Here is a 25,649-nt window from a genome sequence, read left to right as displayed (position 1 = left end):
GCGGGCAGCGGGCAGCGGGCAGCGGGCAAAAAAAATCCCACGGCCCTCGTGGGCAGTGGGAGAAACTAAGCGCACCCGGTTTAAGCACGCTCAAATATCAGGACAGTTACTTATTCATCTGGAACAGCGACATCTTCGACATATCGCTAAAGGTAGTGTAAGACGCCTGCAGCAGCTGCTGCTGCATGGTGTAGGTTGAGATCGCCTGGGTGTAATCAACGTTAACCAGCGTGCTCATCTGATCTTTCAGCGTGACGGTACGGTCATCGCCTTTCGCGTCCAGCGTATCCAGCTCTTTTAACTGGGTACCAATTTCAGAACGCACCGCCAGCACGTTGTTCAGCGAGTTGCTGAAGCCGCGGTTGGCTTTGTCCATCGCCGCGCTGAATGTCTGTTTGGTGGCATCGTCAGCGTCAGTCTGTGGCACTTTCAGCGCGGCAATCGCGCTGTCCAGCATGTCAAACAGGTTGGTCTGGCTGGCGCCGCCATTCGGTTCCGGTTTGGCATTGCTGGTAAGTTTGTTGAAAATGGCGTCACCGGTGTGACCCACGGTCATGGTACGTTCGCTGTCCACTTTCTGCGTGATCGGATCTGACCCGCCGTTATAGGTGACGGCACCCGTAGTGGCATCCTGGGTAAACGGCGCTTTGTCGGATTCATAACCGGCAAACAGATAGCGGCCATTGCCGTCTTTGCTGTTCGCCAGGTTCAGCAGCTGAGAGCGAATGCCTTCCAGCTGGGTGGCATAAGAGGAGCGGTCATCGTCACTCAGCGAACCGTTGCCGGCACTGACCAGCGCGGACTGGGCAGCCTGAATGGCGGTAGTAACATCACCCAGTGTGCTCTCTTCCAGCGATAATCCCTGATTGGCGAACGAGCGCGCCAGCGCGAACTGGCTGTCGCGCGCCTGCGTCTGCGACAGCACGACCGCGCGCGAGGCCGCAATCGGATCGTCAGAAGGGTTGGTGACGCGACGGCCGGTGGACAGCTGTGCACCCGCTTTCAGCCAGGTGGACTGCGCATCTGTGACGCCACGCACCTGCTGATCAAAAATCATGTTTGTACTGAGTCTCATCGATCAGACCTCGTCCGTTAGCCGCGGATGTTTATCAACGCGTTGAAAATGGTACTGGCGGTTTGCAGCACCTGCGCGTTCGCCATGTAAAACTGCTGATATTTGTTCAGGTTGGCGTACTCTTCATCAAGGTTTACGCCGGAAACCGACTGCTGACGCTCTGTCAGCTGCGTCACCACGCCTTTCTGCGTGGCGGCGGCGGTTTCAAGGTTTTTGGTTTTGTTACCGACGGTGCTGACCAGGCTGGCATAACCCTGTGAAAGCGTGGCATTGCCGTTGATCAGTTTCGCATCCTGCAGGTTCAGCAGCTTCTGCGCATTGCGGTTATCACTGGCACCGCCCGGTGCCGCGGCTGCCGCGATCTGCGATTCACTGGTGATCGCCACGGACATGCCGCTGATCACATCCTGCACCGGCTTCACCAGGAAGCTGTCTTTAGCATTGGCGCTGCCATTGACCGTCAGTGCCACACCGTCAAAGCTCATGGTGGTATTGCCGGAAGCATCAGTACCCATGGTCGGCGTCAGTTTGGCGTTGTCCGACAGGCGGGTCACTGACCAGCTGCTGCCGTCATAACTCACGTTGTAGTTTGAGGCTTTCAGCGCACTGGTATCGCTCCAGGCGGCGGTCAGGGTGGCCGATGAGGTGTTTTTAGTGTTGTTCACCACGCTCGGGCTGCCGATGTTAAAGAAGTTATTACCGGTGTCGCCGTTGCTGTCATAACCCGTGCTGTGCACCTGGTTAAAGCTGGTGGTAAAGGCCGCCGCCAGCTGGCCGAGCTGGTTCTGCGCGTTGTCGAGATCCTGTGAACGGAACGACAGCAGGCCGCCCAGCGCACCGGTGGTCAGCGTTTTTTCCGGCAGCTCAACCTTGCCCGCCTGCTGATCGACATAGCCAATGGTAAGACGTGACGCGTCGCTGCTGGACGGCATGGCGGTCAGCGTTGTGGTTTTCCCGCCATTGACCAGCGTGGTGTTGCCCATCGCCACAATGTAGTTACCATCCTGCTTGGAAACGTTGACGCCGACAATGCTGTTCAGGTTATTCACCAGCTGATCGCGCTGGTCGAGCAGATCGTTTGGCGCCGCCCCGCCGCCGGTGGTGAGTTTGGCAATCTGGGTGTTGAGATCGGCAATCTGACCGGAATAGGTGTTGATCTGATCAACGTTGGCTTTGATATCGGTGTTAACGCTGTTCTGCATACTGGTCAGATACTGGGCGGTGGTCTGGAACTGATTGACCAGCCCCTGCGCATAGCTCAGCATTGACTGACGTGCTGAAGGATCATCCGCGTTGCTCACGACGTTCTGTACGTTGGTGAAAAACGACTGGATAGAGTCAGACAGGCTGGTCGTGGTGGTCGACAGCAGGTCATCAATATTCGAAATCTGGTTGTACTGCGAGTTTACCGCGCTGTAGTTAGCGCTGTTACCGCGCAGCTGGGCGGTAATAAAGTCATCATACTCGCGCTGCACACCGGTGACATTGACACCGTTGCCATAATAGTTGCTGCCCTGCAGGGTACTGTTGGCCTGCGACAGCAGAATGGTCTGGCGCGAATAGCCCGCCACGGTGTAGTTGCTGATGTTGTTACTGGTGGTGCTTAATGCGGCCTGTGCGGCGCTCAGCCCGCTCATCGCTGAGTTAATTATGCTGGACATCTCGGTTCCTTTATTTCCCGTTAACCGGGCTGGCAGTCATCAGTGCGATTGCGCAGATGGCAGGCATCTGCGGCCTATGCATAGTATCGGCGTGCTTAAGTGAAACTTGAGGCCAAAAGTCAGAACAAATCGTTGACGTCCTGGCTGTAGGCTTTCACGACTTTTTCGCCCATGTTCTTGAATTGCTGAATCATTCCCACCAGCTTCTGCGCGTATTTCGGATCGGTGGCGTAACCCGCCGCCTGCAGCGCGCGGGCGCCCTGCTCGGCGCTTGACGCCGTGGCGACGGCGGCATAGCGCGGGTTATGGCCGATCAGCCGGACGTAATCACTGAGCGCTTCAAAATAGGAGCCATAAACGCGGAAGGTTGCCCGCACCTTTTTCGCTGCGCCACCCTCATATTCCGTGGTCATGATATCGGTGGTTTCGCCTTTCCAGTCGCCGCTGGCCTTGATGCCGAACACGTTGTAACTCGGCTTGCCGTCGCGCGTCAGAATCTGACGCTGACCCCAGCCGGATTCCAGCGCGGCCTGCGCCAGAATCAGGTGGTGCGGAATGCCGCTCTGCTGGCTGGCCACTTTGGCCGGCTGCGCCAGCTGGGCAATAAAATCATTGCTGTCCGTGGGCAGGCTGGCCGGTGAGACCGGCAGGCGCGGTACCGCTTTACGCACCATCTGCTCCAGCTGTACCGGCGCCATGCTGCTGTAAACGAAGCTGTTATCCAGCTTCATCGGAATAGTGCCTGCCGTTTCATCCGGAGCCTGCGCGGGCTGCATCTGTTTAACAATGGTGTCCGCCAGGCCCAGGCCGCGCTTGCCGATCTCCTGCGCAATCTGCTGATCGTACATTGAGGTATACAGCCGGGTCTGATCGTTGCTCATCATGCCGTCCTGCGGCAGCGCGGCGCGCATGCTTTTCAGCATCATTTGCACGAACATTCCTTCAACCTGCTTTGCCACCTGCAGCGCCTTGCCCTTTGGGTCCGTGGCGGCCTGGCGTTTCAGTTCGTTCAGCGAGCGGCTGTCATACGCCGCGTTCGTCAGCGATTGCGTATCGGTCATCAGATAATTTCCAGCTTAGCGCGCAGACAGCCTGCGCTTTCCATCGACTGCAGAATCGACATCAGTTCAATTGGTGTCGCGCCCAGTGCGTTCAGCGCACGCACCACGTTGTTCAGGTTGGCACTGGCGTTAACCCGCTGCAGTGCGCCGCCGCTCTGGCGCAGATCGATCTGCGTCTGCGTGGTGGCCACCGTCTGTCCACCGGCCAGTGGTGTATCCGGCTGGCTGACGTTCTGCTGCTGATTCACCGTCACCGACAGGTTGCCCTGCGCGACCGCACAGGTGTTCAGCGTCACTTCGCGGTTCATCACCACCGAGCCGGTGCGTGAGTTGATGATCACTTTCGCATCTTCCAGTGGTACCGAGACATCGATGTTCTGAATCTCTGCCAGCAGACGCACCTGCGAACTGTTGTTTGGCGACACGCGAATCTGCACGGTACGCGCATCCAGCGGCAGCGCGGAGCCAATACCGCGGCTGTTGATCGCATCAGCGATGCGCTGCGCCATGCTGAAGTCTTCATTATTCAGCTGCAGGTTGATGGTGTTCTGGCTGCCAAAGTTGCTTTGCAGCTCACGCTCGACCGTCGCGCCGTCGGTGATGCGGCCACCGTTCAGCTGGTTCACCTGCACGCTGCTGCCGCCCGCCGAGGCACCCGCCCCGCCGACCAGAATGTTACCCTGCGCCAGCGCGTACACCTGGTTGTCCACGCCTTTCAGCGGGGTCATCAGCAGCGTACCGCCGCGCAGGCTTTTGGCGTTACCCAGCGAGGAAACCACCACGTCCACCGTTTGTCCCTGGCGGGCAAAGGACGGCAGCTTTGCCGTTACCATTACCGCTGCCACGTTTTTCAGCTGCATGTTGGTGCCGGCCGGCACGGTGATCCCCAGCTGGGAAAGCATGTTGCTGACGGTCTGGGTGGTAAACGGCGTCTGTGTGGTCTGGTCACCGGTGCCATCCAGTCCGACCACCAGGCCGTAACCAATCAGCTGGTTATCACGCACGCCCTGGATGGTGGTCAGATCGCGGATACGGTCCGCCTGGACCATCAGGCTGCTCAGCCCCAGCAGCAGGCCAAGCCCGATGCGCAGTAATACAGTGTTCTTCATCATGACCTCTTACATCGGCGAGATGTTCAGGAAGAAGCGCTGGAACCAGCCCATGGTCTGCGCCTCATTGATATAACCGTTACCCACGTACTCAATACGGGCATCCGCCACCTGCGTTGACAGCACCGCGTTGCTGGCGCTGATAGTGCGTGGGTTGACTACACCAGAGAAGCGAATAAATTCGGTGCCCTGGTTGATTTCAATCTGTTTCTCACCCACCACGCGCAGGTTGCCGTTCGACAGCACCTGATTAACGGTGACGGTGATGGTGCCGGTAAAGGTGTTGTTGGCGGTAGCGCCGCCTTTACCCGCGAAATCGTTTTTGCCATTGGCATCCAGCGCCGCTTTTTCGCCGCCGGCACCCACCAGACCCGCGAGGCCGGTTGGGATCGCGCTCAGGCCAAAGCTGTTGCTGCCACTGCGGTTCGCACTGGCTGACGAGCTCTTGCTGGCGCTGACGTTCTCCTGCAGCGTAATGGTCAGGGTATCGCCAATGTTGCGTGGACGGCGATCCTCAAACAGCGGCTGATAGCCGTAGTTGAGTGGCGCAACGCCCTGGAAAATGGAGCCATTGACCACCGGCGGCGCGGAAGGCGTCGGCTCAGCCGTCGTCGCGCCCTGTACCAGTGGCGTGCGCGGCACCAGCGCACAACCGTTAAGAGTCAGTAGCAGCGTGGCTACTAACCAATGCCCAGGCTTGATAATCACTTGCTTCGCCACGGAGTTCTGACCTTATTCATGTTCTTAATCGGGCCAGCCAGGCTGGCCCAACGATCCCAGCATTAGATCTGGGTTAACTTCTGCAGCATCTGATCGGAGGTGCTGATCGCCTTGCTGTTGATCTCGTAAGCACGCTGCGTCTGGATCATGGTCACCAGCTCTTCCGCCACGTTGACGTTCGAGGTTTCCACGTATCCCTGATACAGCAGGCCTGCGCCGTTCTGGCCCGGCGTGCTTTCTGTTGGCGCGCCTGATGCCTGCGTTTCCTGGTACAGGTTCTCACCCACGCTATCCAGACCGGAGTCGTTAATAAACGTGCTGAGCGTCAGCTGACCCACCTGCGCGGGCTGCGCCTGGCCCTGCTGCGTCACCGTCACCACACCGTCACGGGAGATGGTGATGCTGGTGGCGTTCGCCGGGATGGTAATGCCTGGCTGCACCGGGAAACCGGCGTTGGTCACCAGCTGACCGTTCTGATCCACCTGGAACGAACCGTCACGGGTGTAGGCTGACGTGCCGTCCGGCATCTGCACCTGGAAATAGCCCTGACCGTTAATCGCTACATCTTTCGAGTTACTGGTCTGTGACAGGTTGCCCTGGTTATGCAGACGTTCAGTGGTGACCGGACGGACACCGGTACCAATCTGCAGACCGGAAGGCAGCGTGGTCTGTTCTGACGACTGGGCGCCCGGCTGACGCAGCGTCTGATACATCAGATCCTCGAATACCGCGCGCGAGCGCTTAAAGCCGTTGGTGCTGACGTTTGCCAGGTTGTTGGCAATCACGTCCATGTTGGTCTGCTGTGCGTCAAGACCGGTTTTCGCGATCCATAAAGAACGAATCATTCTGTTTTCCTTAAGCCTTAGCTGCCCATATTGAGCAACTGGTTGGCTCGCTGTTCGTTTTCATCAACGTTGGAGATCACTTTCATCTGCATCTCAAAACGTCGGGCGTTGGCGATCATATCGACCATGGTTTCTACCGGTTTGACGTTGCTGCCTTCCAGCACGCCGGGCATCACCTGCACCGTGGCATCGTTGGCCAGTGCGGCACCGCGCTGAGCCTGCGTTGCCGCGTTGGGCCGGAACATGCCATCGTCACCGCGCGTCAGCTCTTTGCCGGTGGCGCGCACCAGCTTCAGACGTCCAAGCTGCACGGTGGCGTTAGGCGCATCGCCAGGGTTCAGCGCGGTGATAGAGCCATCGGCGGCAATGGTGATCTGTGCTCCCTGCGGCACGGCAATCGGTCCGCCATCGCCCATCACGGGATTGCCCTGAATGGTCAGCTGACCGGTCGGGCTGATCTGCATGTTGCCGTTGCGGGTATAGGCTTCGTTGCCGTCAGCGGTGCGCACCGCCAGCCAGCCATCCTGCTGCACCGCCACATCCAGCGGACGCTCGGTGTAATCCAGCGATCCCTGAGACATGTCGGCACCCGGCGTGGAAGCGGCAACCAGCGTACGCGTTGGCAGCGACCAGCCATTCACCGGCACCGCGCGCAGCGCGTTCAGCTGCGCACGAAAGCCTGGCGTAGAGGCGTTGGCGAGGTTGCTGGCGGTAACAGACTGCTGCTCCATCGTCTGACTGGCCGCGCCCATCGCGGTATATATTGCGTGATCCATAAAGCAATCCCGTTAGCGTATTAACGAAGGTTGACCAGGGTGTTCAGAATCTGGTCCTGCGTTTTGATGGTCTGGCTGTTGGCCTGGTAGTTACGCTGCGCCACGATCATGTTCACCAGCTCTTTACTCAGGTCGACGTTTGAGGCTTCCAGCGCGCCGGAAGTCAGGTTGCCGTAAGTGCCGGTGCCTGCCAGTCCGACCGCTGCCTGACCGGAGGAGTTAGTGGCTGACCAGACGTTGTCGCCTTCCGACTTCAGCCCTTCCGGGTTAGAGAAGCTCGACAGCACAATCTGACCCAGCAGCTGGGTTTTCTGGTTAGAGTAAGTCCCGGTGATGGTGCCATCGTTGTTGATGGTGTAGCTGGTCAGGTTGCCTGGCGCATAACCATCCTGCGTTGGGTTACCAAAGTTGGTTTTCCCGGTGTTCTGCTGCAGGCTGCCCAGCACGCTCAGCGTAATGGTGCTGTTCGCCGCGCCGTTTGCGCCGGTCAGGTTAAGCGTCGCCGCCGTCTGGCCAGGGGTGGTGGTGCCGCTCTGCGTCATCGACTGCAGATTACCGCTGGTGTCAAAGGTCAGCCCGAAATCGCCGGCGGCCTGGCCGGTGGTGGAATCGATGGCGTGCACGGTCCAGTTGTTGTTACTGGTTTTGACGTAGTAAAGGTCCAGCGCGTGGTCGTTACCCTGTGAGTCATAGACCGTCACGGTGCTCTTGGCGTTGTAGGTATCCACGTTGGTTGGCGTGAACGCACCGCCGGTTGGCACGGCATCGGTTGAGTTCAGGTTCGATACCATGGTGGCCGTAGTGGTGGCGCGCGCGGACATCTGCGTGGTCGGGATGCTCAGCGCAACCGGGTTTGCCCCGCTCTGGATAGTCGGCGGCGTGCCGCTTGCCGGATAGCCGGTGACGTTCAGGCCCTGGGTATTCACCAGGTTACGCTTCTCGTCCAGCGTGAACTGGCCGTTACGGGAGTAAAACACCGCGCCGCTGGCATCGGTCATGCGGAAAAAGCCGTTGCCGCTCAGCGCCACGTCCAGACCACGGCTGGTGGTGGTGGTGGTACCGTCGTTGAAGTTCTGAATCACCGCGGCCACTTTGGTCCCCATACCGACGTTCGAACCGGCGAACATATCGGCGAAGGCAATGGTGCTGGACTTAAAGCCGGCTGTGGCGGAGTTGGCAATGTTGTTACCAATCACATCCAGGTTACTGGAGGCAGCACCCAGGCCGCTCACCGCTTGGGAAAAAGACATGTAATTTCTCCTGCTAAGAGGTTAGTCAGAGAATCTGACGAATTTGATCGAGGGTTGCGGAGCCCATGGTGCCGAGATCCAGTTTTGCGGTGTTATTCACAGTGCTGACGCCATTGACGTAGGCGTAGTTCAGCGGCTGTGCCACCAGTTGGGTGCTGCCATCGCTGGCGGCGAGTGAAACCGTATATTTGCCATCCGGTGCGGTGCTGCCGTCGTCCAGCTTGCCGTCCCACGAGAACGTATGCACGCCCGCGGTGAGACCGCCCAGATCGATATTGCGTACCACGTTGCCGTTGCTGTCTTTGATCGCGACGCTGGTGGCGGTGGATGCCGTGCCCAGCTCCACGCCAAATGGCGTTGCCGTGCCTTTGCCCACCAGCACCTGACTGCCGTTGACCATGACGCCATGGCCAATCAGCGTCGAACTCTGCAGTGACTGGCTGGTGCTGATCTGCCCGGAGATCGAGCCCAGCGTGGTGTTGAGTTTTTCAACGCCACTCAGGGTGTTGATCTGCGCCAGCTGCGTCGTCAGCTGGCTGTTATCCATTGGATTGGTCGGATCCTGGTTTTTCATCTGCGTCACCAGCATGTTCAGGAACTGGTTCTGCAGATCCTGCGCATTGTTGGCGTTTGCGGTACTGCCTGAGCTCAGTACCGTTGGGTCCAGATTGTCTTTAATCCCTACTGCAAGACTCATGGTATTTCTCCGTTACTGACCCAGCGTGAGGGTTTTCATCATCATCGACTTCACCGTGTTCAGCACTTCCACGTTGGCCTGATAGCTGCGTGAAGCGGACATGGTGTTGACGGTTTCCGCCACGACGTCCACGTTGGGCATCTTGACGTAACCTTTCTGGTCAGCCATCGGGTTACCCGGGTCATACACCAGTTTGGCCGGTGTCGGATCGTTAACCACGCCAGCCACTTTGACGCCACCGGTTGCGGCACCCTGCGCGGCATCGGTCTGGAAAATGACCTGTTTTGCTACGTAAGGCTGGCCGTCCGGGCCGGTCACGCTGTCGGCGTTAGCGAGGTTACTGGCGCTGACGTTAAGGCGCTGTGACTGCGCGGTCATCGCCGATCCGGCGATGTTGAAAATATTCAGCAATGCCATGGTTATTGCCCCTGCAGCACGCTCATCATGCCCTTGATCTGGCTACTGATGAGGGTGAGATCGGTTTGGTATTTCAGGCTGTTATCTGCAAACTGCGTACGTTCGCGATCCATATCCACGGTGTTTCCATCCGCGGCAGGCTGATCGGGAATGCGGTACAGCAGATCCAGCGACGGCTGTGAATTGGTTTGCGCTTCAATGTGGCGCGCTGATGTCACGTTAAGTGCCAGGCTATTGCCCGCAGCGCGGCCGTTCTGCATCACTTTGCTCAGCTGGCTGGCAAAGTCGATATCCCGGGCTTGATAGCCAGGGGTGTCGGCGTTGGCAATGTTAGACGCCAGGATTTCCTGACGCTGAGCCCGCAAATTTAACGCTTCAGTACCAAATCGCAGCGCGGCATCGAGTTTGTCGAGCATGCTTCCTCCGCGAATGAGAATTTTGAGCTGACAGCTTAAGCGGACAAAAGCAAGAGCCATCGTCTGAATAACAGCAAAAATCGCAGCTATTTTTGACCTTGAATTTTTTTTGCAGCGGGTACACTCAGTGTCATCTTCCCGACAGGAGGCGTTCATGCGCAGATGTTCTTTCTTGCTGACCACGCTGTGGCTGGTGCTTGTCACGCCCGGCTATGCCGCTGACCTCAGCGCGCAGCTGACGCAGTTTTTCCAGGCGCGCGACCCCGCGCATGCTGTCGGCATGACGGTGGTGCTCCGCACGCCGCAGGCCCAGTGGCCACAATGTGACGCGCCACAGCTGCAGTTGCCGGGCAACAGCCGCCAGTGGGGCAACCTGAGTATCGCGGCGAACTGCGGTCAGGAGCGTCGTTACCTGCAGGTACAGGTGCAGGTCAGCGGACAATACCTGGTCGCGAATCAGCAGATTGCGCGCGGTGCCAGCGTCAGTGCCAGCGACTTCCGTCTGGAAACCGGACGCCTGGATACGCTGCCGGCACGTGCGCTGATGGAGACAGACAACCTGGCGGATGCCATCGCCCTGCGCGATATCCCGCCCGGTCAACCGGTAACGGCCACTATGCTGCGTCAGCCGTGGCGGGTGAAAGCCGGACAAAATGTGATGGTGATCGCCAGCGGAAACGGCTTTAATGCCAGCAGCGAAGGACGCGCGCTGAACAACGCCGGGGCGACACAAATGGTACGGGTGCGCATGAGTAACGGGCAGGTGGTCAGCGGTCGCGCCGACGCGGATGGGAATATTCTGATATCGCTATAAAGCGTTAAAGAAGGCGGTTGTTCTGCCGATAGAGATATCAACAAAGAGATTACCCTATGCTGACTCAGTTGGTTGACCCCATCTGACCCTAACAGGAGCAAGACCATGAGCATCGACAGAACGCAACCCCTGAAAGCGGTGAGCACTGTACAGACCCGTGACAACAACGACAATGCCGGCAAAGTGCGTCAGAACAGCGCACCGGCCACCAGCGCACCGCGTCAGAGCGGCGCTGAAGTAACGTTGAGCACCGCTCAGGCGCAGCTGATGCAGCCTGGCAGCAAAGATATCAACACAGCGCGCGTAGAGCAGCTGAAGACGGCCATTCGTAATGGCGAACTGAAAATGGATACCGGTAAGATCGCCGATGCGCTGATCGCCGATACCCGGGCGTATTTAGAGGGTAAATGATCCCAATGAATGATCTGCTGACCACGTTAGACAAAATGCAGGATGTGCTGGCTTCCCTCACCATTGTGATGGATGAGGAGCAGCAACAGCTTTCTGCCGCACAGGTAAATGGCAGCCTGCTGCAGCGCATCACCGAAGATAAAACCGCGCTGCTGGCCACGCTGAATTATCTGGATGAGATGCGGCGCAAAGCCGGGCAGACGCTCGGCGTGCAGGCACCCTACCGTGGTCACAGTGATATCGCCCGTCGCTGGGCGAGCATTCAGCAGCATACGCAGCGTTTAAGCATGGCGAATAAACATAACGGTTTATTGCTGCAGCATCAGATCAGCTTTACCCAGGACGCACTGGCCGTGCTGAAACCGCATCAGACCCAGGCTTTTTACGGCCCCGATGGCCGCGGTCTGGGACAGGCGACGCTCAGCCGTAAGGCCTGAACCGCCGGCTACCGCGCCTGCAGGCTGCCATCGTTGATGGCGGCCTTTTTGCGTTTGTGCTCAGACACCGCCGGTCAGACGGCGGTGCGGCGGGCAAAGTCGCGCGGACGAAAGCCCATCAGCCCCAGCATCAGGAAGTAGGCACCGCCGCCGATGGCACAGACGGCCGCCAGCCGCAGCAGACGCCACCACATCTGTCCCTCTTCCCACGCTGGCATCAGCTGCAGAATGCCAGCCAGCGCCGCGGCCATCACCGCCACCGCGATCAGTAAACGCAGCAGGAAGCTGAACCAGCCAGGCTGCGGCTGAAAGATGGCTTTTTTGCGCAGCTGCCAGAACAGCAGCGCCGCATTCAGACAGGCAGCCAGGCCAATCGACAGAGACAGACCGGCGTGCTTCAGCGGGCCGATAAAGGCCAGGTTCATCAGCTGAGTCATGATCAGCGTCACGATAGCGATTTTCACCGGCGTTTTAATGTCCTGACGCGAATAGAAACCCGGGGCCAGCACTTTCACCACAATCAGGCCCATTAAACCAACAGAATAGGCAATCAGCGCACGCTGGGTCATTGCCGCATCAAAGGCGGTAAATTTGCCATACTGGAACAGCGCTACGGTAAGCGGGCCGGAGAGGATACCCAGCGCAACCGCGCTCGGCAGCGCCAGCAGAAAACAGAGGCGCAGGCCCCAGTCCATCAGGCGCGAGTACTCATCGTGATTCCCGCTGGCAAAACTTTTCGCCAGCGACGGCAGCAGAATGGTGCCGAGCGCCACACCCAGTACGCCAGAGGGAAACTCCATCAGGCGGTCGGCATAGTACATCCAGGATACTGAGCCCGAAACGAGAAACGAGGCAAAGATGGTGTTGATGATCAGCGAGATCTGGCTTACCGAGACGCCGAGAATCGCCGGGCCCATCTGCCGCATCACGCGCCAGACGCCGGCATCGCGCAGATTCAGGCGCGGCAGCACCAGCATGCCAATCTTCTTCAGGTGCGGTAGCTGGTAACCCAGCTGCAGCAGCCCGCCCACCACCACCGCCCACGCCAGCGCCATCACCGGCGGATGGAAGTGCGGCGCCGCAAAGACGGCAAACCCGATCATGCTGATATTGAGCAGCGTGGGGGCGAAAGCCGGCACCGAGAAGCGGTTCCAGGTGTTGAGGATGGCACCGGCCAGCGAGGCCAGCGAAATCAGCAAAATGTAGGGGAAGGTCACGCGCAACAGCGCGCTGGTCAGGGTAAATTTATCGGCGGTATCGGCAAAGCCCGGCGCGGTCACCACGATCACCCAGGGCGCCGCCACCATGCCCAGCACCGTTACCAGCGCCAGGACCAGCGTCAGCAGGCCGGACACATACGCCACAAATACCCGGGTGGCCTCTTCCCCCTGCTTGCTTTTGTATTCGGCCAGAATCGGCACAAACGCCTGGGAAAATGCGCCTTCGGCGAAGATACGCCGCAGCAGGTTGGGCAGTTTGAACGCGACAAAAAAGGCGTCGGTGGCCATACCCGCGCCAAATACGCGTGCCACGATGGCATCACGGGCAAACCCCAGTACGCGGGAAAACAGGGTCATCGAACTGACCGCAGCCAGCGATTTCAGCAAATTCATAGTGAGTGGCGCATCCTGAAAAGTGTCGGATAAATGAGCAACTTAGCGCGGACATCCAGCGATGTCCGGCGATAGTCTACTGCTGCGGCGGGAAATGACCAGCATTGAGTGTTACAAGGGATTATTCCTGTTCGGCATCGCGCCACAGCTTTTCAACCAGACGCTGCGCCGCCAGCGCCTGTTCGCCGCTGGTTTCAGGCATCGTCTGATTTTGCACGCACTGCAGAAAATGGTGCGCGGCACCGCTGAAGCCGCGCTGGGTCAGATGGCTCTGCCAGGCCGGTGACGGATCGCTGCGCAGGCCGTTCAGGTTCTCCTGCTGCCACTCGCGCATGTCAGTAATCTGGATATAGTCGCCGTCGCATACCGCGCTGACCACTTCACGTTGCGTACCGGCACGGCGATGCATGCTGGTGGTGATTTGCAGCGCGCCGGCATAAAAGTGATGTTCGGCATACAGCATTTCACCCCGTTCATTGGTTTCAATATGACCGGACTGACGCGTGAGTTTGCCGCCTGCCAGCCACAGTGCGGTGTCCACCACGTGCAGATAGTCGTCCAGCAGGGTAAAGCGCAGGTCGTGCGGGCCAACACTGTCCGCGCGATGTTTTTCGATGCGCAGCGCGGCCGCACGCGCCATTTCACCTTTCAGTTGCTGATAACGCGGGGCGAAGCGGCGGTTAAAGGCCACCATCAGTGTGCGTTTCCGCTTCTCTGCCAGCGTCACCAGCGCTTCGGCCTGCTGCAGCGTGGCCGCCAGCGGTTTATCGACGCACACGTCCTTATCTGCCAGCAGCAGCGCCTTCACTACCTCATAGTGGCTGGCGGTGCTGCTGTGGACAAAAACGGCATCGCAGGCGGCGGCCAGGGTATCCAGCCGGGAGAAACAGGGAATACGGTAGCTGTTACACACCGCCTGGGCTTTCGCCTGATTGGGCGAGAAGGCCCCCGCCAGTTGCCAGTCAGCGGCCTGCGCCAGCACCGGCAGCCAGGCTTTCTGCGCAATGCCACCCAGTCCCACTACACCAATTCGCAGCGTCATGTCAGGCCTCCTGCTGCAGCAGCTGATCGAGCTGATCCTGCAGCGCCGCGACGCGCTGCTCCAGCTGCGCCACGCGCGCGGCCAGATCGTCGCGATCGGGCTGCGCTTCTGCCGCTGCCGGCGCGTCTGCCACCGCCCCGCCAAACAGGTGCATAAAGCGGCTTTCACGTCTGCCCGGCTCACGCGCCAGCCGCACCACCATCGGCCCGTCTGCGCGTGTCATCAGCCCCTCCAGCGTCTGCTCAACCTCCGCCATGTCGCGAAACGCATGCAGCCGCCCGCTGCGGGTGCGCAGTTCGCCGGGCGTTTGCGCACCGCGTAAAAACAGCAACGTCAGCACCGCCACTTCAGCCGGATTAAGCTGCAGATTGCCGAAAGCGGAGTTGCAAAAACGCTGCTCATATTTACTGACGCGCTGACCAAAGCCGCTGTTTGCCGTCACCAGATGCTTTTGCACCAGCGCATCCAGCTGCGCCTGCACCTCGCTTTCGCTCAGGTCCATCACCGGTTCGCGGTTCGATTTCTGATTACAGGCGGTCACGACGCCATTAAGCGAGAGCGGATACTGTTCGGGGGTAGTGACCTGCTTCTCCAGCAGGCAGCCCAGCACGCGCAGCGCCTGCGCCGGCAAAGCCATCTTCATGCGATTTTCCTTATGCTTATGATTAACGACGGTCCGGGGTCCATTCACGCCAGGTGAGCGCGGTCAGGACGTGATCCTGCCAGCGCCCGTCAATCAGCAGGTAATCTTTGGCGTACCCCTCTTTTTCAAAGCCGAGGCGCGCCAGCAGATCGCCACTGCGCTGATTGTGTGGCATGTAATTCGCCATAATGCGGTGGATACGCTGCTGGCGCTGCATATAGCGAATGGCGCTCTGCAGCGCTTCAAACATCATGCCCTGCCCCTGCCATTTTTCGCCGAGCGAATAGCCGAGATAGCAGGCGTGAAACGAGCCGCGCAGTACATTACTGAAGTTAGCGACGCCGCGGACTGCCTGCTCTTCCGGGTCCATCAGCACAAAATAAAAGGCGGTGCCCTGCTTATGCATGTCAGCGATAAGCCCCAGCCGCGCCTGCCAGCCGGAGGGGTAGCAGTGGCTGTCATCGCGGACCGGCTCCCAGGGTTTTAAAAAGGCGCGGTTCTCAGCGTAGTAATCTGCCAGTCGCCAGGCATCACGTTCGTGTACTAAACGGACAACCAGACGATCGGTAGTCAGCCGCACGCGCGGGCCGGCAGAGCGATAGCCAAACATCATGACTCCTGAAATCCATAACGAAAGAAAGATGTACGCCAGCGGCGATACTCTCACTATAACCGCCCCCCCGGCTGCGGTAAAACGTCGCGCATCACCGGCCGGAATTGATTCCGAATCGGGATTAATTTCTCTTCAGCCTGGATAAAAAAATATCATCCTGAAAAGGCTATTTTTTCTCCAGCCGCGAACAGAGAATGGACCCACTGGTCGCTTTTCTCTCCCTTCTGTTCAGGATGCCGCATGTCACGGGTTGCGCGGGCACGTCGCCTTGGAAAAACGTTTCTGTTAATCGATAACATGCTGGTGGTGCTGGGGTTCTTTGTGGTCTTTCCCCTGATCTCCATCCACTTCGTAGAGCAGCTTGGCTGGGCCGCGCTGCTGGTGGGCATTGCGCTCGGCCTGCGTCAGCTTACCCAGCAGGGTTTGGGTATTTTTGGCGGTGCCATCGCGGACCGCTTTGGCGCCCGGCCGCTGATTGTTACCGGCATGCTGCTGCGCGCCGGCGGCTTTGCCGGTATGGCGCTGGCGCATGAACCCTGGCTGCTCTGGCTTGCCTGCGTGCTGTCAGGGCTGGGCGGCACGCTGTTTGATCCGCCGCGCAGCGCGCTGGTGGTGAAACTGGTGCGGGCGCGTGAACGGGGCCGTTTCTTTTCCCTGCTGATGATGCAGGACAGCGCCGGTGCGGTGCTGGGGGCGCTGATCGGCAGCTGGCTGCTGACGTGGGATTTTCGCCTGGTGTGCTGGACAGGTGCGGCGGTATTTGTTGGCGCGGCGCTGTTTAATGCCCTGTGGTTACCGGCCTGGCGGCTGTCGACCGAACGCATCGCAATGCGGGATGGCCTGCAGCGCGTATGGCGTGATAAACGTTTCCGCCGGTACGTTTTCACACTTACCGGTTACTACATCCTGGCGGTGCAGGTGATGCTGATGCTGCCGGTAATGGTCAATCAGGTGGCCGGTGCCCCGGCCGCGGTAAAATGGATGTACGCGATTGAGGCCCTGCTGTCGCTTACCCTGCTTTATCCGCTGGCGCGCTGGAGCGAAAAACGCTTCCGGCTGGAAACGCGGCTGATGGCCGGGCTGGCGCTGATGACCTTCAGCCTGCTGCCGGTGGGGATGACGACGTCGCTGCCGGCGCTGTTTGTGCTGATCGCGCTGTTTTATTTCGGTTCCATTATTGCCGAGCCGGCGCGCGAAACCCTTAGCGCCTCTCTGGCCAGCGCCCGCGCGCGCGGCAGCTATATGGGCTTCAGCCGGCTGGGGCTGGCGATTGGCGGTTTAATTGGCTACTCGGGAGGCGGCTGGATGTTTGACCTCGGCCAGCAGCTGGCCCTGCCAGAGCTGCCGTGGATGCTGCTGAGCAGCGTGGGCGTGGTGACGCTCGGCGCGCTGTGGTGGCAGTTCCAGCCGCGCCCGGTGGCCCCGGTGATTTTCAGCAGCTAGTTTGCCGGTTCAGGTGATCTCTTCCATACTTCCCGCACGTCCGGAAAAAGGGTGACCCCCGTCACCCTGAGAACCCGAGGAGAAGAAACGGGATGAAACTCTATATCTACGAGCACTGCCCTTTCTGCGTGAAAGCACGCATGATTTTTGGCCTGAAAAACCTGCCGGTAGAACTGGTGGTCATGCTGAATGACGATGAAGATACCCCGAAAAAACTGGTGGGCCAGAAAATAGCGCCTGTTCTGCAGAAGCAGGATGGCAGCGCGATGGCGGAGAGCATGGATATTGTGCGCCTGGTGGATAATCAGGATCGCGAGCCACTCTTGACCGGGAAAACCAATCCGGCCATCAGCGACTGGCTGCGCCACGTCAACAGCTACGTTAACAAGCTGCTGATTCCGCGCATTGCCGAGGCGTCATTCGCCGAGTTCGCCACGCCGGAGGCGCGCAACTATTTCCGCGAGAAGAAGCAGGCCAGCATCGGCGATTTTGCAGAGCTGCACAAACACGCGCCGGGATGGATCAAGAACATCAGCGGCGATTTGCGCCAGCTTGATAAACTGATCGTCAAACCCAACGCGGTAAATGGCGAGCTGTCCGAGGATGACATTCATCTGTTCCCGCTGCTGCGTTCACTGACGCTGGTTGCCGGCATTGAGTGGCCAGCCCGCGTGGCCGATTACCGCGACAACATGGCCAAGCAGACGCAGGTTAATCTGCTCTCCTCCTTAGCGGCTTAACACTTCCCCCGATGAGAAGCGCGCCGTGCGTTTCTCATCTCCCTCCTGGTGACACCCGCTCCTGAATCAGGCAGGCTTTAGGCTGTTTTGCCGTATCGTTCAGGATGAAGACATTATGAAAAAGGCTGTTATCGGGCTGACTGCCCTGTTTTTTGCCGTGCTGCTAAGCGGCTGTAATCAGTTAACCCAATACACTATCAGCGAGCAGGAAGTGAATCAGGCGCTGCAGAAGCGCAACAATTACGAAAAAGACCTTGGCGTGGCCGGCCTGGTGAATGCCCATATTGTGCTGAGCGAACTGAGCAGCCAGATTGGACGTGAAGAGCCGGGTAAAGTGACCCTCAGTGGAAAAGCCCATATCAACGTCAGTTCGCTGTTTGGTCCGCAGCAGGCCGACATGCAGCTGAAAATGAAAGCGCAGCCGGTGTATAACGTGCAGCAGGGCGCAATATATCTGCAGGATCTGGAGATCACCGACGCGCAGGTTCAGCCCGATAAAATGGCTACCATCATGAAAACCCTGACGCCTTATCTGAATGAATCGCTGAAACGCTATTTCAGCGAGCAACCCGCTTACGTGCTGAGCAGCGACCGCAGCAAAGCGGAAGCGCTGGCGAAAAAGCTGGCAAAAGGCCTGGAAGTGAAGCCCGGCGAACTGGTCATTCCCTTTACCGATTAAGCGATGCCTGCAGCGCAGACCGCCTCCTGGTCTGCGCATGCACTTTCCCCTGCTTTTGCTGCATTCCTGTGCGCTTCTCTCCGCCAGGCCCGGGCTGACAATAAAATCCCGTGCAAACGGTTGCTTCGCCGCTTATGATTACTCCCCGGCCTGAACACGCCATTTCGTTTTAATTCTCAGCCGGAGCCCCCTGAATGACAGCCCAACCTCAGCAAATAACCATCCGCCGCCCTGACGACTGGCATATCCATCTGCGCGATGGCGCCATGCTTAACGCGGTGCTGCCCTATACCAGCGCCGTCAACGGACGGGCGATTGTGATGCCTAATCTGGTTCCGCCGGTCACCAGTGTGGAAGCCGCCGTGGCTTATCGCGAACGCATTCTTGCGGCCCTGCCCGCTGCCCACCGCTTCACGCCGCTGATGACCTGCTATCTGACGGATTCGCTGGACCCGGAGGAAGTGGCGCGTGGCTACCGCGACGGCATTTTTACCGCCGCCAAACTCTACCCGGCGCATGCCACGACCAACTCCAGCCACGGCGTCACCAGCATTGCCGCTATCGCGCCCGTGCTGGAGCGCATGCAGCAGATAGGTATGCCGATGCTGGTACACGGTGAGGTAACGGACGCACACGTGGATATTTTTGATCGTGAAGCGCGCTTTATTGAGACCGTTCTGCATCCGCTGCGCCAGCAATTCCCTGCGCTGAAAGTGGTCATGGAGCACATCACGACGCGCGAAGCGGCTGCCTACGTGGCCGAAGGCAATGATTTGCTCGCGGCCACGATCACCCCGCAGCACCTGATGTTTAACCGCAACCATATGCTGGTGGGCGGCGTGCGTCCGCATCTCTACTGCCTGCCGATTCTGAAACGCAATGTGCACCAGGAGGCGCTGCGCAAGCTGGTTGCCAGCGGACATCCCCGCGTCTTCCTTGGCACCGACACCGCGCCACACCTGCGTCATCTGAAAGAAGCCAGCTGTGGCTGTGCCGGCGTGTTCAACGCCCCCACCTCGCTGCCGGCTTACCTGAGCGTGTTTGAGGAGCTGGATGCGCTGGCGCATTTTGAAGCCTTCTGCTCTGAGAACGGCCCGAACTTCTATGGCCTGCCATTGAATGAGGGAACGCTGACGCTGGTGCGTGAGGCGTGGACCGTGCCAGACACGGTCGCCGTAGCGGATGACACGCTGGTGCCGTTCCTGGCAGGCGAAACCCTGAACTGGCGCATCAAAGAATAATTCTGTACCGCTTGCCTTCGGGATAAAGATACTGTACAAATAACCAGTATATTATTCCGGAGGCGTTTATGCGTGTTGAAATTACCGTAGCAAAGACTCAGCCCCTGCCTGCTGGCGCGCTGGACGCACTCAGCGCCGAGCTTACGCGCCGTATCACCCGCGATTTTCCTGATGATAATCATCATGTCCACGTCCGCTATGCGGGCGGTAATCAGCTGAACGTGTTTGGGGGCTGTAAAGCCTCGCGCGAACGTATCAGCGATATTCTGCAGGAGACATGGGAAAGCGCGGATGACTGGTTTATCACCGACTGATCGCCTCCATCACGATTAACCGCCACTGTGCCGTTTTTGCCGGGTTTCGCCACCCGGCTTTTTTGTTTTTATCTGCCGCTCGCCAGAAAAATCACCGCCATCTAGACTCAGATTAGACGATCCCCTATTCTTGCCTCGTCATGCTTACAGGAGGTGTTAACACATGACTACTGAAAAACCCGAAGAGGCGATGACTTTTGGTGAACTGCTGGCCTTTATTGCCGAGCAGCAGCGCCGGTTAACCGTACTGGAAAACGCCTTTGCCAGCCTGACCTTCTGCCTGGATGACCGCACCAGCCAGCTGCTGGTGCATAACCTGTCGCTGGAAGCACAAAACCAGAATCACGACGCACAGTTACAGCAGCACTTCGCCCGCCTGGCCGAAGAGATTCAAAAGCGTAATGGCCATCTGCCGGTTGAGCCGCAGGCCTGACATCTGAGCGGATACAGTTTACCTGACTGACTAAAGTTTTACGCCGGACGCGCCGATAATCTGGTTGCAGGCATTCAGCGATAAGCGATTAAAAATGCCCGGCACATCGGGCATAAATTATCCGCTGAATGGGAACTTTTCAGTGCGTTTATTTTGTACTCTTTTTATCTGCCACACTTTTTCACTAATGCACTGTTAATTTCATGTTATAATTAACCCGCTAGTGCATGTTACAGCCGCATTGAACCTCAAGAAGCACTTCGTTTAACGAGTAATAAGGAGGTTATAATGGACAGAAATAAAGACGTCATTCAGACTCATCCGCTGGTGGGTTGGGATATCAGCACGGTTGACAGTTACGACGCCATGATGATCCGTCTGCACTCGCTCTCCTCGCAGGATCAGAAAGAAGAAGAAGCTGACGTGGGCCCGACTTACTGGCTGACGACGGACGTAGCCAGACAGTTTATCTCCATACTCGAAGCTGGCATTGCAAAAATTGAGTCCACCGAGCAATACCTACGCGATAACCAAAAGCACTAATCTCCATCCTCGCGTGAAAGGGCACCCAATCGGGTGCCTTTTTCATGGGCGCGTTCTTTTGGTATGCTGCTGAAAAATTTCGCCGTTTTGCAGGAGTAATGTCGTCATGGTTTATGATCTGATTGTGGTGGGCAGTGGATCGGTGGGGGCCGCCGCCGGCTTTTACGCGACGCAGGCGGGATTGTCGGTGCTGATGATCGACTGTGCCCATCCGCCGCACCATCAGGGCACACACCATGGCGAGACGCGCCTGATCCGTCATGCCTATGGCGAAGGTGAACGTTATGTTCCGCTGGTGCTGCGCGCTCAGGCGCTGTGGGATGAACTGGAGCGCCAGAGCGGCGAGCGCATCATGCACCGCAGCGGTATCCTGAATCTGGCTCCCATCCACTCTTCCTTTATTCAGAACGTGATTGAGAGCGCCCGCACCTGGCAGCTGGAGGTCAGCATCCTGCAGGCAGATGAAGTGCGTAAACGCTGGCCGCAGTTTGCCGTACCCGATGGCTATCTCGGCGTGTTTGAGCCCCGCTCCGGTTATCTGAAATGTGAACAGGCGGTACGCAGCTGGATTCAGCTGGCGGAGCAGGCTGGCTGCGCCCAGCTGTTTAACTGCGCGGTAACGGACATCGGTCGTGAGGGCGATTTGCAGCAGGTCACCACCAGCGAAGGCCAGTTTCGCGCACGTAAGCTGCTGATCAGCGCGGGCACCTGGGTCAGCCAGCTGGTGAGCGGTTTGCCGGTTACGCCGGTGCGCAAAGTGTTTGCCTGGTATCAGGCCGACGGCCGCTACAGCGAAAACAATCAGTTCCCGGGTTTTACCGTCGAGATGCCGAACGGCAGCCACTATTATGGCTTCCCGGCAGACAACAATGCGCTGAAGGTCGGTCGCCATGATGGGGGGCAGCCTATGATCACGCCTGCCGATCGCAAACCGTTCGGCAGCGTGGCGGCCGATGGCAGCGATGCTTTTGGGTTTCTGCGTCAGTTCCTGCCGGGCGTCGGCGTGTGTCTGCACGGCGAAGCCTGCAGTTACGATATGACGCCTGACGAAGATTTCATTATTGATACGCTGCCCGGTGAACCGGACCGCCTGATCGTCACCGGTCTGAGCGGACACGGCTTTAAGTTCGCCAGCGTACTGGGTGAGCTGGCCAGCGAATTTGCCCAGGGCAAGCCCTTCTCCTTTGACCTGTCGCCCTTTTCTCTGCAGCGTTTCGCCTGAATACGCTATTCGGGGCAGTGCGCTGCCCCGATGCCACTGACCGGGTTACACACTTCTCCTCTTCAGCGTAAGCTGCCGCGCGCCCTTATCGGGACGCAATGCTGGCTCGGCGGGCAACAGCACGGCGCAGCGCGGCAAAACAGCGCGCTGACATCGTGCTGTTCTGGTGTCTGAAAGCGTGAAACGCAGAGAGGCTGCTGAAACGCAGAGAGTAACGGCGCCTGACGCGCAGCGCGTCAGGCTGGCAGGGATTACTTCTTGTCAGGTGCCGGGATTGCCATGGTCATGTTGAGCAGACCCCGTGATTTATTAAACACCTTATTGCCATTTTCGCGGCCGGCACGGCGCGCGCGCTGCTCTTCCGGCGAGAGTTTTGCCTCTTCCATGCAGATCGGGCTGCAGCAGTTATGATACTTTTCCGCACAGCTCGGGCACTGGATAAACAGCAGGTGGCAGCCATCGTTGACGCAGTTGGTGTGGCTGTCGCAGGGTGCACCGCACTGGTGGCAGCTGGAAAGGATGTCATCGGAAATGCGCTCGCCCATACGCTCGTCAAAGACAAAATTTTTGCCTTTAAAGCGCACCGGTAAGCCCTGCTCGCGCGCCCGGCGCGTATATTCGATGATGCCGCCTTCAATATGATAGACATCGTCAAAGCCGTTATGCTTCATCCACGCGCTGGCCTTCTCACAGCGGATACCGCCGGTGCAGTACATGACAATCTTCTTGTCTTTCTGATTCTGCAGCATATCAACCGCCATCGGCAGCTGATCGCGGAAGGTGTCAGCCGGCACCTCCAGCGCGTTGTCGAAATGGCCGACTTCGTATTCATAGTGGTTACGCATATCGACAAATACCGCGTCGGGATCGTCAAGCAGCGCATTCACTTCCGCCGCTTTGAGGTAGTTACCGACATTGCTGGCATCAAAGCTGGTGTCATCAATCCCGTCAGCGACGATGCGGTCGCGTACCTTCAGACGCAGCACCCAGAAGGATTTGCCGTCGTCGTCCAGCGCGATGTTCATGCGCAGGTTGTTCAGCGCCGGATCGAACGCATAAAGCATCGCTTTCATGGCGTCATACTGACTGGCGGGCACGCTGATTTGCGCGTTGATGCCTTCCTGCGCCACATAGACGCGGCCAAAAACGTTCAGCTGCGTCAGCGCAATATAGAGGCGATCGCGGAACGCTTTGGGATCGGCAATCTGGAAATATTTGTAAAAAGAGACTGTGGTACGCGGCTCGGTCTCGGCCAGCATACGTTCTTTCAGCTCTTTATTGGAAACGAGGTTGTGTAACACTGGCATGGTGAACACCTGTTAGCAATCAGAGAAATTTAGCGCGCACATGATACCTGAATTCCAGCAGATGCAAAGGGGCTGGGGCGAATCTCCTGCCAGCGGCTATTCCGGACGTTTTTCTGCGCTGTGATTGCGGTTTAGTGCGCAAACATGCTGCGTCCCGCCCGCTGGCCGGCGATGGCGGATTTCAGTCAGCGAGAAAAAATGGCATAATTGCGCCCAATAACAGAAACCGGACTCTCTGGTACAAGACGCAGGATACTGACATTTCCATGACGCAACTTCCGCAATTTACCCGTGAACTTCTTCATCCGCGCTACTGGCTGACATGGCTGGGCATCGGTTTTCTCTATGTGCTGGTGCTGCTGCCCTACCCGGTCCTGCATGCCATTGGCTGCGGTCTGGGGCGGATTGCGATGCGCTTTATGCAACGTCGCGTGCAGGTCGCCCGGCGTAACCTGGAGCTGTGCTTTCCGGATATGCCGACCAGCGAACGCGAAGCAATGGTGAAGCACAACTTTGAATCGGTGGGCATGGGACTGATCGAAACCGGCATGGCGTGGTTCTGGCCCGACTGGCGCATCCGCAAATGGGTGACCACCAGCGGCCTGGAACATGTGGCAAACGCGCTGGCTGAAAAGCGCGGCATTTTGCTGATTGGGATGCACTTTCTGACGCTGGAACTGGGTGCCCGCGTGTTCGGAATGCACAATCCGGGCATCGGCGTATATCGTCCGAACGACAACAAGCTGCTTGACTGGCTGCAAACCTGGGGCCGGATGCGTTCGAATAAAAGCATGCTCGATCGCAAAGATCTGAAAGGCATGATCCGTGCAATGAAGAATAACGACATTATCTGGTACGCGCCGGATCACGACTACGGCCCGCGCAGCAGCGTGTTCGCCCCATTCTTTGCCGTGCAGCAGGCCGCCACCACCACCGGTACCCATATGCTGATTCGCCTGGCGAACCCCAGCGTCGTGCCCTTCCTGGCGCGTCGCCTGCCGCACGGGCGCGGCTACGAACTGAAAATGATGCCGGACATCCGCGGCAGGTTCTCACTGGAGAGCGAACTGGATACCGCCACGGTGATGAACAAGGTGGTGGAAGAGACCGTGCTGCTGGCACCGGAACAATATATGTGGCTGCATCGCCGCTTTAAAACGCGCCCTGAAGGCACACCCTCCCGCTATTAACCCGGCGCGGAGCACCTGAAGTGCTCCGCTGCTTCCCATGCTGGCAGAGAGTTAATCCCGACAGAACGTCCTTAATTCACCGCCAGCCGGACCCGAGCCACAGCGATGTAAACAGCGCTAACGTGCCGGTTATTATCAGATTACCCCGTCCGGATAGCCCGTTCTGATGATAATTTTCAACGTGAAGCCACCTGTCAGCGGGTTACAGAGGGTGAGCGGCAGCAAAAAGGTCAACTTTGCTAAAGCAATATTAATCAGTTAAATTATTTGCATGCGGCCCTGATTTTAATTAACTCCAGGCCTATTCCTATTTAATTATGCTTAATGCATTGCATCCGCTAATCAATGCAATAAAATTAACTTACTAAACAAGACTTTGTCCTGGTTTATCCTGCCTTATTCCAGTTAATTGAAAATTAACGCTCTGTTATTACTTTATGTAACTGGTCCACGAAATCGATTCCAGTTAATTTCGATCGTGACAGTCAGACCACTGGCTGCGTTAAAAAATATAAAAAGATTACACACAGCAAATATCTCTCAGGACATATCATATGAATAAAGGCATCTATTTTTACGTCACTATCAGCACCGATCCAGAAGGCTATCATCTGCTGCACCGGAAAGAGTGTAAACGTCTGCCGGTGAAGGAAGATATGGTTTTTATTGGCACTCTCTACAATTTAAACCAGGCATTATCGACCGCGCGGATTAATTTTAAAAAAGTGAAACCCTGTATTAAATGCTGTATCCGTTATTCTGCACCCATTATTCGCGAGACAGTTCGTCCGGTTCTGCACTTTCCCCAGAAAATGATATGACCGGATCGGGCGAATGTTTTTTATCCATTCGCCCGTCCTTTATTCTCCGCCGCCCTGCTATCCGCTATTTTTCGTCTATCCTTCTGTGAAATCCCTTTTGAACAGCCAAGGAGTTG

General features: G+C 57.9%; 29 protein-coding genes. 13 read left to right on the top strand and 16 right to left on the bottom strand.

Translation table 11 applies throughout. The features are described 5' to 3' along the window. Nucleotides 1–106: 106 nt before the first annotated feature. The 11 genes from flgL to flgB form a co-directional block, all read right to left on the bottom strand. Nucleotides 107–1,075: a flagellar hook-associated protein FlgL gene (flgL, locus tag D8B20_RS06860; protein ID WP_145888168.1), complete on the bottom strand. Its 969-nt coding sequence runs from the start codon at nucleotides 1,073–1,075 to the stop codon at nucleotides 107–109. A gap of 17 nt (nucleotides 1,076–1,092) precedes the next feature. Then, nucleotides 1,093–2,736, bottom strand: coding sequence for a flagellar hook-associated protein FlgK (flgK, locus tag D8B20_RS06855; RefSeq protein ID WP_145888167.1), 1,644 nt, complete (start codon nucleotides 2,734–2,736; stop codon nucleotides 1,093–1,095). A 119-nt stretch (nucleotides 2,737–2,855) separates the two neighbouring features. Next, nucleotides 2,856–3,797, bottom strand: coding sequence for a flagellar assembly peptidoglycan hydrolase FlgJ (flgJ, locus tag D8B20_RS06850; protein ID WP_145888166.1), 942 nt, complete (start codon nucleotides 3,795–3,797; stop codon nucleotides 2,856–2,858). Then, nucleotides 3,797–4,846 (bottom strand): flagellar basal body P-ring protein FlgI, encoded by a 1,050-nt coding sequence (locus D8B20_RS06845; protein ID WP_261388088.1) that lies wholly within the window; start codon nucleotides 4,844–4,846, stop codon nucleotides 3,797–3,799. The genes flgJ and D8B20_RS06845 overlap by 1 nt, the downstream gene beginning before the upstream one ends. A 69-nt stretch (nucleotides 4,847–4,915) precedes the next feature. Continuing rightward, nucleotides 4,916–5,626, bottom strand: coding sequence for a flagellar basal body L-ring protein FlgH (locus tag D8B20_RS06840; RefSeq protein WP_145888165.1), 711 nt, complete (start codon nucleotides 5,624–5,626; stop codon nucleotides 4,916–4,918). Between the two features lie 62 nt (nucleotides 5,627–5,688). Further along, the gene (flgG, locus tag D8B20_RS06835; RefSeq protein WP_145888164.1) at nucleotides 5,689–6,471 is read right to left on the bottom strand and encodes a flagellar basal-body rod protein FlgG; all 783 of its coding nucleotides are present in this window, start codon (nucleotides 6,469–6,471) and stop codon (nucleotides 5,689–5,691) included. A 17-nt stretch (nucleotides 6,472–6,488) separates the two neighbouring features. After that, nucleotides 6,489–7,247, bottom strand: coding sequence for a flagellar basal body rod protein FlgF (locus D8B20_RS06830; protein WP_145888163.1), 759 nt, complete (start codon nucleotides 7,245–7,247; stop codon nucleotides 6,489–6,491). 20 nt (nucleotides 7,248–7,267) lie between these two features. After that, nucleotides 7,268–8,497, bottom strand: coding sequence for a flagellar hook protein FlgE (gene flgE, locus D8B20_RS06825; RefSeq protein WP_145888162.1), 1,230 nt, complete (start codon nucleotides 8,495–8,497; stop codon nucleotides 7,268–7,270). 25 nt (nucleotides 8,498–8,522) lie between these two features. Further along, the gene (gene flgD, locus D8B20_RS06820; protein WP_145888161.1) at nucleotides 8,523–9,194 is read right to left on the bottom strand and encodes a flagellar hook assembly protein FlgD; all 672 of its coding nucleotides are present in this window, start codon (nucleotides 9,192–9,194) and stop codon (nucleotides 8,523–8,525) included. Between the two features lie 12 nt (nucleotides 9,195–9,206). Further along, nucleotides 9,207–9,611, bottom strand: coding sequence for a flagellar basal body rod protein FlgC (flgC, locus tag D8B20_RS06815; protein WP_145888160.1), 405 nt, complete (start codon nucleotides 9,609–9,611; stop codon nucleotides 9,207–9,209). A 2-nt stretch (nucleotides 9,612–9,613) separates the two neighbouring features. Beyond that, a complete protein-coding gene (gene flgB, locus D8B20_RS06810) occupies nucleotides 9,614–10,027 on the bottom strand; it encodes a flagellar basal body rod protein FlgB (protein ID WP_145888159.1) in 414 nt (137 codons plus the stop codon). A 154-nt stretch (nucleotides 10,028–10,181) separates the two neighbouring features. On the opposite strand from flgB, the gene flgA reads away from it, so the two are divergent. From flgA to flgN, 3 genes are all read left to right on the top strand, one after another. After that, entirely contained in the window at nucleotides 10,182–10,841 is a 660-nt protein-coding gene (gene flgA, locus D8B20_RS06805) for a flagellar basal body P-ring formation chaperone FlgA (protein ID WP_145888158.1), read from the top strand. A 105-nt stretch (nucleotides 10,842–10,946) separates the two neighbouring features. After that, nucleotides 10,947–11,252 (top strand): flagellar biosynthesis anti-sigma factor FlgM, encoded by a 306-nt coding sequence (gene flgM / locus D8B20_RS06800; protein ID WP_145888157.1) that lies wholly within the window; start codon nucleotides 10,947–10,949, stop codon nucleotides 11,250–11,252. 5 nt (nucleotides 11,253–11,257) lie between these two features. Beyond that, the gene (gene flgN, locus D8B20_RS06795) at nucleotides 11,258–11,689 is read left to right on the top strand and encodes a flagellar export chaperone FlgN (RefSeq protein ID WP_145888156.1); all 432 of its coding nucleotides are present in this window, start codon (nucleotides 11,258–11,260) and stop codon (nucleotides 11,687–11,689) included. A 74-nt stretch (nucleotides 11,690–11,763) separates the two neighbouring features. Here the strand turns inward: flgN and murJ are convergent, their stop codons facing one another. From murJ to rimJ, 4 genes are all read right to left on the bottom strand, one after another. Beyond that, a complete protein-coding gene (gene murJ / locus D8B20_RS06790; protein ID WP_145888155.1) occupies nucleotides 11,764–13,302 on the bottom strand; it encodes a murein biosynthesis integral membrane protein MurJ in 1,539 nt (512 codons plus the stop codon). A gap of 121 nt (nucleotides 13,303–13,423) precedes the next feature. Further along, nucleotides 13,424–14,344 (bottom strand): Gfo/Idh/MocA family protein, encoded by a 921-nt coding sequence (locus tag D8B20_RS06785; protein ID WP_145888154.1) that lies wholly within the window; start codon nucleotides 14,342–14,344, stop codon nucleotides 13,424–13,426. A 1-nt stretch (nucleotide 14,345) separates the two neighbouring features. Then, nucleotides 14,346–14,987: a DUF480 domain-containing protein gene (locus D8B20_RS06780; protein WP_145888153.1), complete on the bottom strand. Its 642-nt coding sequence runs from the start codon at nucleotides 14,985–14,987 to the stop codon at nucleotides 14,346–14,348. A 22-nt stretch (nucleotides 14,988–15,009) separates the two neighbouring features. After that, nucleotides 15,010–15,597, bottom strand: coding sequence for a ribosomal protein S5-alanine N-acetyltransferase (gene rimJ / locus D8B20_RS06775; RefSeq protein ID WP_145890454.1), 588 nt, complete (start codon nucleotides 15,595–15,597; stop codon nucleotides 15,010–15,012). A 243-nt stretch (nucleotides 15,598–15,840) separates the two neighbouring features. Here rimJ and mdtH point away from each other — a divergent pair, with 243 nt between their 5' ends. The 8 genes from mdtH (at nucleotide 15,841) to solA (ending at nucleotide 22,215) form a co-directional block, all read left to right on the top strand. Continuing rightward, nucleotides 15,841–17,043 carry a multidrug efflux MFS transporter MdtH gene (gene mdtH, locus D8B20_RS06770; protein ID WP_145888152.1) on the top strand — a complete coding sequence of 401 codons (1,203 nt, stop codon included), beginning with the start codon at nucleotides 15,841–15,843 and terminating at the stop codon, nucleotides 17,041–17,043. Between the two features lie 92 nt (nucleotides 17,044–17,135). After that, complete coding sequence (gene grxB / locus D8B20_RS06765) at nucleotides 17,136–17,783, top strand: glutaredoxin 2 (RefSeq protein WP_145888151.1); 648 nt, start codon at nucleotides 17,136–17,138, stop codon at nucleotides 17,781–17,783. A 115-nt stretch (nucleotides 17,784–17,898) separates the two neighbouring features. Further along, nucleotides 17,899–18,462: a lipoprotein gene (locus D8B20_RS06760; protein ID WP_145888150.1), complete on the top strand. Its 564-nt coding sequence runs from the start codon at nucleotides 17,899–17,901 to the stop codon at nucleotides 18,460–18,462. A 194-nt stretch (nucleotides 18,463–18,656) separates the two neighbouring features. Beyond that, nucleotides 18,657–19,703 carry a dihydroorotase gene (gene pyrC / locus D8B20_RS06755; protein WP_145888149.1) on the top strand — a complete coding sequence of 349 codons (1,047 nt, stop codon included), beginning with the start codon at nucleotides 18,657–18,659 and terminating at the stop codon, nucleotides 19,701–19,703. Between the two features lie 68 nt (nucleotides 19,704–19,771). Continuing rightward, nucleotides 19,772–20,017 carry a DNA damage-inducible protein I gene (dinI, locus tag D8B20_RS06750; RefSeq protein ID WP_145888148.1) on the top strand — a complete coding sequence of 82 codons (246 nt, stop codon included), beginning with the start codon at nucleotides 19,772–19,774 and terminating at the stop codon, nucleotides 20,015–20,017. Between the two features lie 163 nt (nucleotides 20,018–20,180). Continuing rightward, a complete protein-coding gene (locus D8B20_RS06745) occupies nucleotides 20,181–20,450 on the top strand; it encodes a hypothetical protein (RefSeq protein ID WP_145888147.1) in 270 nt (89 codons plus the stop codon). A gap of 288 nt (nucleotides 20,451–20,738) precedes the next feature. Further along, nucleotides 20,739–20,993, top strand: a complete 255-nt coding sequence (gene bssS, locus D8B20_RS06740; protein WP_013508627.1) for a biofilm formation regulator BssS — start codon at nucleotides 20,739–20,741, stop codon at nucleotides 20,991–20,993. Nucleotides 20,994–21,099: 106 nt separating this feature from the next. Next, nucleotides 21,100–22,215 (top strand): N-methyl-L-tryptophan oxidase, encoded by a 1,116-nt coding sequence (gene solA / locus D8B20_RS06735; RefSeq protein ID WP_145888146.1) that lies wholly within the window; start codon nucleotides 21,100–21,102, stop codon nucleotides 22,213–22,215. A 251-nt stretch (nucleotides 22,216–22,466) separates the two neighbouring features. Here the strand turns inward: solA and trhO are convergent, their stop codons facing one another. Further along, nucleotides 22,467–23,522, bottom strand: a complete 1,056-nt coding sequence (trhO, locus tag D8B20_RS06730; protein ID WP_145888145.1) for an oxygen-dependent tRNA uridine(34) hydroxylase TrhO — start codon at nucleotides 23,520–23,522, stop codon at nucleotides 22,467–22,469. A gap of 266 nt (nucleotides 23,523–23,788) precedes the next feature. Here trhO and D8B20_RS06725 point away from each other — a divergent pair, with 266 nt between their 5' ends. Together D8B20_RS06725 and D8B20_RS06720 are read left to right on the top strand one after the other, a co-directional pair. Beyond that, entirely contained in the window at nucleotides 23,789–24,712 is a 924-nt protein-coding gene (locus D8B20_RS06725) for a Kdo(2)-lipid IV(A) acyltransferase (protein WP_145888144.1), read from the top strand. Nucleotides 24,713–25,266: 554 nt separating this feature from the next. After that, entirely contained in the window at nucleotides 25,267–25,533 is a 267-nt protein-coding gene (locus D8B20_RS06720; RefSeq protein ID WP_145888143.1) for a hypothetical protein, read from the top strand. Nucleotides 25,534–25,649: the final 116 nt, after the last annotated feature.

It is taken from the genome of Candidatus Pantoea soli (assembly GCF_007833795.1).
GTDB classification, from domain to species: domain Bacteria; phylum Pseudomonadota; class Gammaproteobacteria; order Enterobacterales; family Enterobacteriaceae; genus Pantoea; species Pantoea soli.
Note: the sequence above shows the minus strand (reverse complement) of the source record. Positions and strands in the feature narration are given on the sequence as shown.

What these genes read in the sequence shown, in the direction of transcription:
- mdtH (WP_145888152.1), top strand. Translation starts at nt 15,841, where the DNA reads ATGTCACGGGTTGCGCGGGCACGTCGCCTTGGAAAAACGTTTCTGTTA.
- flgG (WP_145888164.1), bottom strand. Translation starts at nt 6,471, where the DNA reads ATGATTCGTTCTTTATGGATCGCGAAAACCGGTCTTGACGCACAGCAG.
- flgB (WP_145888159.1), bottom strand. Translation starts at nt 10,027, where the DNA reads ATGCTCGACAAACTCGATGCCGCGCTGCGATTTGGTACTGAAGCGTTA.
- flgN (WP_145888156.1), top strand. Translation starts at nt 11,258, where the DNA reads ATGAATGATCTGCTGACCACGTTAGACAAAATGCAGGATGTGCTGGCT.
- dinI (WP_145888148.1), top strand. Translation starts at nt 19,772, where the DNA reads ATGCGTGTTGAAATTACCGTAGCAAAGACTCAGCCCCTGCCTGCTGGC.
- flgK (WP_145888167.1), bottom strand. Translation starts at nt 2,736, where the DNA reads ATGTCCAGCATAATTAACTCAGCGATGAGCGGGCTGAGCGCCGCACAG.
- D8B20_RS06725 (WP_145888144.1), top strand. Translation starts at nt 23,789, where the DNA reads ATGACGCAACTTCCGCAATTTACCCGTGAACTTCTTCATCCGCGCTAC.
- D8B20_RS06720 (WP_145888143.1), top strand. Translation starts at nt 25,267, where the DNA reads ATGAATAAAGGCATCTATTTTTACGTCACTATCAGCACCGATCCAGAA.
- trhO (WP_145888145.1), bottom strand. Translation starts at nt 23,522, where the DNA reads ATGCCAGTGTTACACAACCTCGTTTCCAATAAAGAGCTGAAAGAACGT.
- murJ (WP_145888155.1), bottom strand. Translation starts at nt 13,302, where the DNA reads ATGAATTTGCTGAAATCGCTGGCTGCGGTCAGTTCGATGACCCTGTTT.
- flgC (WP_145888160.1), bottom strand. Translation starts at nt 9,611, where the DNA reads ATGGCATTGCTGAATATTTTCAACATCGCCGGATCGGCGATGACCGCG.
- rimJ (WP_145890454.1), bottom strand. Translation starts at nt 15,597, where the DNA reads ATGTTTGGCTATCGCTCTGCCGGCCCGCGCGTGCGGCTGACTACCGAT.
- D8B20_RS06830 (WP_145888163.1), bottom strand. Translation starts at nt 7,247, where the DNA reads ATGGATCACGCAATATATACCGCGATGGGCGCGGCCAGTCAGACGATG.
- flgE (WP_145888162.1), bottom strand. Translation starts at nt 8,497, where the DNA reads ATGTCTTTTTCCCAAGCGGTGAGCGGCCTGGGTGCTGCCTCCAGTAAC.
- flgL (WP_145888168.1), bottom strand. Translation starts at nt 1,075, where the DNA reads ATGAGACTCAGTACAAACATGATTTTTGATCAGCAGGTGCGTGGCGTC.
- flgJ (WP_145888166.1), bottom strand. Translation starts at nt 3,797, where the DNA reads ATGACCGATACGCAATCGCTGACGAACGCGGCGTATGACAGCCGCTCG.
- bssS (WP_013508627.1), top strand. Translation starts at nt 20,739, where the DNA reads ATGGACAGAAATAAAGACGTCATTCAGACTCATCCGCTGGTGGGTTGG.
- flgA (WP_145888158.1), top strand. Translation starts at nt 10,182, where the DNA reads ATGCGCAGATGTTCTTTCTTGCTGACCACGCTGTGGCTGGTGCTTGTC.
- D8B20_RS06760 (WP_145888150.1), top strand. Translation starts at nt 17,899, where the DNA reads ATGAAAAAGGCTGTTATCGGGCTGACTGCCCTGTTTTTTGCCGTGCTG.
- D8B20_RS06785 (WP_145888154.1), bottom strand. Translation starts at nt 14,344, where the DNA reads ATGACGCTGCGAATTGGTGTAGTGGGACTGGGTGGCATTGCGCAGAAA.
- flgD (WP_145888161.1), bottom strand. Translation starts at nt 9,194, where the DNA reads ATGAGTCTTGCAGTAGGGATTAAAGACAATCTGGACCCAACGGTACTG.
- pyrC (WP_145888149.1), top strand. Translation starts at nt 18,657, where the DNA reads ATGACAGCCCAACCTCAGCAAATAACCATCCGCCGCCCTGACGACTGG.
- grxB (WP_145888151.1), top strand. Translation starts at nt 17,136, where the DNA reads ATGAAACTCTATATCTACGAGCACTGCCCTTTCTGCGTGAAAGCACGC.
- D8B20_RS06845 (WP_261388088.1), bottom strand. Translation starts at nt 4,846, where the DNA reads ATGGTCCAGGCGGACCGTATCCGCGATCTGACCACCATCCAGGGCGTG.
- D8B20_RS06745 (WP_145888147.1), top strand. Translation starts at nt 20,181, where the DNA reads ATGACTACTGAAAAACCCGAAGAGGCGATGACTTTTGGTGAACTGCTG.
- flgM (WP_145888157.1), top strand. Translation starts at nt 10,947, where the DNA reads ATGAGCATCGACAGAACGCAACCCCTGAAAGCGGTGAGCACTGTACAG.
- solA (WP_145888146.1), top strand. Translation starts at nt 21,100, where the DNA reads ATGGTTTATGATCTGATTGTGGTGGGCAGTGGATCGGTGGGGGCCGCC.
- D8B20_RS06780 (WP_145888153.1), bottom strand. Translation starts at nt 14,987, where the DNA reads ATGAAGATGGCTTTGCCGGCGCAGGCGCTGCGCGTGCTGGGCTGCCTG.